We start from the raw sequence: 6,000 nt of genomic DNA on the forward strand, positions 1-6,000 counted from the left end.
CCTTTCTTCACAACCTGCGGCGAAGCCGCGCCTTTTTCTTCTTGACTGCCATGGCATAAAAGCGTAAAATCTAATTTGTTTTATTTACTATACATATGTAAAGGAAGGAAAGCAGAGAGGTAAGTCATGGGTATTCTGGATGTTTTGTTGGATGTGGTGAAGCAGCCGGCGCTGATTGTGGGGCTCTTTTCTTTTATCGGCCTCATGGCGCTCCGAAAGCCTTTTCACAAGGTGCTGACAGGGACGCTCCGGCCGGTGCTGGGGTATATCATGATGATGGCAGGAGCCAATATCATCGTGGCGAATCTGGAGCCCCTGGGAGAGATGATTCATGAGGGCTTCCATATCACCGGCGTGGTGCCGAGCAACGAAGCCATCGTGGCGTCGGCGTCCCGCCTTCTGGGAACGGAAACCATGTTTATCCTGGTGGCGGGGCTCATGATGAACCTGGTCATTGCCCGGCTGACGAAGTTCAAATATGTGTTTCTCACGGTGCACCACAGCTTCTTCATGGCCTGCCTCCTTTCTGCGGTGCTGGGTACCATCGGTCTGTCCGGCGTGGAGCTGGTGCTGGCGGGAGGTTTCCTTCTGGGCGCATGGAGTTCCATTTCCCCTGCCATCGGCCAGAAATATACGAACCGCGTCACCCATGGCGACCACATTGCCCTGGGCCACTTCGGCAGCCTGGCTTACTATATTTCCGCCTGGGCAGGGTCCAAGGCCGGTAAGGCGGAGGATAATATCGAAACCATGGAAATCCCAGAGAAATGGGCTTTCCTGAAGGATACCACCGTATCCACCGCTCTCACCATGATTGTGTTCTTCCTGCTGGCCGCCTTTGCGGCGGGCTCCGACTATGTATCCACCATTTCCCACGGCATGTCTCCGGTTATCTTCGCCATCATGGCGGGCCTTGAATTTGCGGTGGGCGTGGCGGTGGTGAGCGCCGGCATCAACATGATGCTGGGCGACCTCATTCCTGCTTTCAAGGGCGTTTCGGAAAAGGTTATCCCCAATGCCGTGCCGGCGGTGGACTGCGTGGCTTTCTTCAACTATGCTCCCACGGCGGTGGTGCTGGGCTTCGTATCCTCCTTCATTGGCGGCGTACTGGGCATGCTGATTCTTGGCTTTGCCGGCGGCGTCCTCATCGTTCCGGGGCTTGTGGCCCACTTCTTCTGCGGCGCTGCAGCAGGCATTTTCGGAAATGCCACCGGCGGGCGGAGGGGCGCGGCCCTGGGGGCTTTCACCAACGGCCTCCTTATCACCTTTGCTGCGGCCCTTTTGATTCCTGTGTTTGAAGGACTGGGCTTCAAGAACACCACCTTCGGCGACTTCGACTTCAACGTGGTGGGCATGGTTCTCTCCATGGCCTACCGTTTCCTGGGTACCGTCGGTATCTACGGCCTCATGGCCCTGGTGCTGGTGGTGCTGGTGGCGCCGAATTTCATAAAGACAAAGAACCGGGTCATCAATCAGGATGAGGATGATTGAGTCATTGGCGGTACTTGACGGTATTCCTGAAAGCAAGAGGGTTCAGGCGCCTTCGGCGCCCGGGTTCTATCGGTCATGTGCTGACGCACTGACCGATGGGTTCCGCCCACAGAGCGGGCTGGTTCAGAGGGACATTATATATGCCGCCTGTTGGCGGCAGCCGCGGAGCGGCTATAAAACTCATCGCCCGTAGGGCGATACCATCACCCTCTGAACCCTTTGAACCTTCTGAACCTTCTGAACCCTCACGCCCAAAGGGCGTGTCCATGAACCCTCCGGCCAAAGGCCGGTCCATCTTAAGAACCTTTTACCACAACCCTTCTCGCCGACCGGTATTTATCACCGATTGATTCAAATGCGGCATGTACCGAGATTCTTCGCCGGAGGCTCAGAATGACTGTGCCCGGCGGTAAATCCCGTAACGCTGACTTCATACTTATCGCCGAAGGCGATACCACCACCCTCTGAACCCTTTGAACCTTCTGAACCCTTTGAACCCTCAGACCCGCAGGGGCTGTCCAATTTAAGAACCTTTTGGTTTAGAACCTTTTGCGCCCGAAGGGCGTAAAACCCCTTGACTTACTGTATGCGAAAACGTACAATATAAAAATACTGACAGGCGTGGATGAAGACGTTTCGCATGGGCTGATTCCAAAGAGAGCTCCCGTCTGGTGAAAGGGAGCGTTCAGGATGCGGAAGGATCACTTCGGAGCTTCAGGGAAGAAAAGCCCTGACGGGACATCGTTAACTGTACCAAGTGGCCGAGAGGTCATGAGGGTGGTACCACGGGAAATTGATTCTCGCCCCTTGCGGGCGGGAATTTTTTATTTTGGAAATCTCCGATTTCCATAGGAGGAATAGAAATGGATTACAGCAAGACTTTACATCTGCCGCAGACGGATTTCCCCATGCGCGGCAACCTTCCGAAGAAGGAACCGGGCTTTGTAGAATTCTGGAGGGAACATGACCTGTATCATGCCCGCCTGGAAAAGAGAAGAAAGGACGGCGCGCCCACTTTCGTTCTCCACGACGGACCTCCCTATGCCAACGGCAAGATTCATATCGGCCATGCACTGAACAAGACCCTGAAGGATATCATCGTCCGCTACAAGCACATGGCAGGCTTTGAGTCCAACTATATCCCCGGCTGGGATACCCACGGACTTCCTATCGAATATGCGGTACTGAAGGATTCCGGCGAAGACCGGGCCAACATGACGCCTCTGGAACTCCGCAGAAAGTGCCTGGCCTATGCCAAGAAGTGGATTGAAATCCAGAAGGCCGATTTCATCCGCATGGGCGTTGTCGGCGACTTTGCCCATCCCTATGTCACCTTTGATCCCCATCTGGAAGCGAAGGAACTGGAAGTTTTCGGTGAAATGGCCAACAAGGGCTATATTTACAAAGGCAAGAAGGCTGTGTACTGGTGCCCTCACTGCGAAACCGCGCTGGCTGAAGCGGAAATCGAATACAAGGACAGAAAGTCTCCTTCCATTTATGTGAAATTCCCGGCAGTGGACCTGAAGGGCCTGGCTCCGGAAGGGGTGCCGCAGGAAAAGCTCTTCGCCGTTATCTGGACCACCACCCCCTGGACCATTCCGGCCAATGAAGCCATCTGCGTGAACCCGAAGTTCACCTATGTATGGGTGCACAACAAGGCAGCCGATGAATACTACCTCATGAACAAGGAGCTGGCACCGAAGGCGCTGGAAGAATGCAAGGTGGAGGATTATGAATTCGTAGGCCGCGAAATGACCGGCGCTGAATGGGAACTGGCCACCTTCCATCATCCTCTCCTGGACCGGCTGGCTTATGTGCTGGAAGGAAACCATGTCACATTGGATGCCGGCACCGGCTGCGTTCATACCGCTCCGGGACATGGCGTGGACGACTTTGAAGTATGCCAGGATTATAGAAATAAGGGCAAACTGGATCTCCCCATTATCTGCCCGGTGGATGAAAAGGGCCACATGACCGCGGAAGCAGGTCTGGGCCTGGAAGGCAAGACCATCTGGGAAGCAGAGGGACCCGTCATTTCCGCTCTGGCCCATGCAGGCATGCTGCTTGGCAAGAAATCTATCCACCATCAGTACGCACACTGCTGGCGCTGCAAGAACCCCATCATCTACAGAGCCACAGAGCAGTGGTTTGCTTCCATCAACGACTTCCGTGACAAGGCACTGAAGGCAGTGGACGACACCCGTTTCATTCCTTCCTGGGGCCATGACCGCCTGTACAACATGATTCGCGACCGCCAGGACTGGTGCATTTCCCGCCAGCGCTCCTGGGGTGTGCCGATTCCTGCCTTCTACTGCGATGACTGCGGCAAATGGGTCATCACACCGGAAACCATGAAGAAGGTCGAAGAAATCGTAGAAAAAGAAGGCACCGACGCATGGTGGTCCCACAGCGCCGAAGAACTGCTGCCGGAAGGATTCAAATGCCCCCACTGCGGCGGCACCCATTTCCATAAGGAAAAGGACATCATGGACGTATGGTTCGACTCCGGTTCCACCTGGAACGGTGTCCTCCGCAACCCCCACAAGGAATGGGAAGGCGTGAAATATCCCTGCGACCTCTATCTGGAAGGTTCCGACCAGCACCGCGGCTGGTTCCACTCCTCCCTCCTCTGCTCCGTGGCCGTTAACGGCTATGCTCCCTACAAGGCAGTCCTCACCCACGGCTTCACCATGGATGGCGAAGGCCGCAAGATGAGTAAATCCGTAGGCAACGTGGTGGCTCCCCAGGACGTGATCAACAAATACGGCGCCGATGTGATGCGCCTCTGGATTTCCTCCGTGGACTACCAGGGTGACGTCCGCCTCTCCGACAAAATTATCAAGTCCATGAGCGACGTGTACAGAAAAATCAGAAACACCTTCCGCTACCTCCTGGGCAACCTTTACGACTTTGACCCGAAGAAAGACAGCGTGGCCTATGAAGATATGGAAGAACTGGACCGCTGGGCACTGCTCCGCATGGAACAGGTGAAGGAAACCGTCCTCAAAGCCTATGACGACTACCAGTTCCATGTCATGTACCATGCAGTCCACAACTTCTGCACCGTGGACCTTTCCTCCATTTACCTGGATATCCTGAAGGACCGCCTCTACACCGAAAAGGCAGATGGCAAACTCAGAAGAAGCGCCCAGACCGCCATGTATGAAATCCTCATCACCCTGGTACGTCTGGTGGCTCCGGTACTCTGCTTCACTGCCGAAGAAGTATGGCAGGCCCTTCCGAACAAGGAAGAAAGAGAATGGTCCGTCCATATGTCCGACATGCCTAAGGTCAATGAAAAGTACCTGGACAAGGCATTGGATGAAAAATGGAAGAAACGGCTGGCAGTGAGAAGCGTGGTCACCAAGGCCCTGGAAGAAGCAAGACAGGCCAAGACCATCGGCCATCCCCTGGACGCCGAAGTCACTGTCTACGCCGACGGCGAAGAATTCCAGGTTCTCAAGGACATGGAAAAAGAACTGGCCGACTTCTGCCTCGTTTCCCAGGCAAAAATTGCTGAAGGCACCGAAAACGCACCGGAAGGCGCTTCTTCCAACGAAGAAGGCACCGTGAAGTGCTCCGTAGCCGTATGCACCCTGGAAAAATGCGAACGCTGCTGGAAACGCACACCTGACGTTGACAGCGACCCCGCTCATCCCCACGTATGCGCCCGCTGCGCCCATGTACTGGAAGAAATGGGAGAATAAAAGCATAGGATGACCCTGCAAAGGGCAGCAAAAAAGACCGCTGAGAGGCGGTCTTTTTTTGATTGGGAGGGGGAATTATGTTCCATGTCTCTGAATGGGAGCATAGAGAGCTTTATTCTGCCCCTTTTCAAGGGGAAGTCCGGCGCAGCCGGATAGGGGATAGCCACCGAAGGTGGCTGATTCGGCAGAATGTTACAGGGAGAAATGATGACAAAAGGAAGCAACACAAATTCTTGCGTCCCCTTGAGGGGAAGAGGGCCACGAAGTGGCGCAGGGGTGTACGATGTCAAGCGGAGAAATGACACACAAAGTGAATAAGGCCGCCGATTGGCGGTCAGTTCTAAGATAGAGTATCACTCCGACGCTCTGCCTCGTACACCCTATGGCCCCTCAAGGTGCAAAGAGTGCTGAGGAAACAATGAGACATAGGTAATGTTTACCATTCCGGCGGGCCTCCTTTGGTGGCTGGCGCCACCACCTTTCCCCCGGCGAAGCCGGGGGCACTATGGGTACTGGGCAGCTGCGGCAATGGAGATTATGACAGTAACGGTTATAACGGTGTGTGCCGCCGACAGGCGGCACATATACTCATCGCCAAAGGCGATACCACACCCTCTGAACCCTTTGAACCCTTACGCCCAAAGGGCGTGTCCATGCCTTCCCGCCGACTGGTATTTATCGCCGATTGTCTCAAATGCGGCATGTACCGAGATTCTTCGCCTACGGCTCAGTATTCTGGTCATATGTCAAGTCTTTTTTTTGAAGAAATTTATTGTTTTTTCTTAAAAAAGGGTAACCTTAA

General features: G+C 54.5%; 2 protein-coding genes. Both read left to right on the plus strand.

Translation table 11 applies throughout. The annotated features are described in order from the left end of the window. Window positions 1-126 precede the first annotated feature (126 nt). Window positions 127-1,491: a PTS ascorbate transporter subunit IIC gene (locus QZQ29_RS03455; RefSeq protein ID WP_296959701.1), complete on the plus strand. Its 1,365-nt coding sequence runs from the start codon at window positions 127-129 to the stop codon at window positions 1,489-1,491. A gap of 863 nt (window positions 1,492-2,354) precedes the next feature. After that, window positions 2,355-5,198, plus strand: a complete 2,844-nt coding sequence (gene ileS / locus QZQ29_RS03460; RefSeq protein WP_296959703.1) for an isoleucine--tRNA ligase — start codon at window positions 2,355-2,357, stop codon at window positions 5,196-5,198. The last annotated feature ends 802 nt before the right edge of the window (window positions 5,199-6,000 follow it).

The organism is uncultured Dialister sp. (genome assembly GCF_900538805.1).
Lineage (GTDB): Bacteria > Bacillota > Negativicutes > Veillonellales > Dialisteraceae > Dialister.

Coding starts and splice junctions, on each gene's coding strand:
- QZQ29_RS03455 (WP_296959701.1), top strand. CDS start 127: ATGGGTATTCTGGATGTTTTGTTGGATGTGGTGAAGCAGCCGGCGCTG.
- ileS (WP_296959703.1), top strand. CDS start 2,355: ATGGATTACAGCAAGACTTTACATCTGCCGCAGACGGATTTCCCCATG.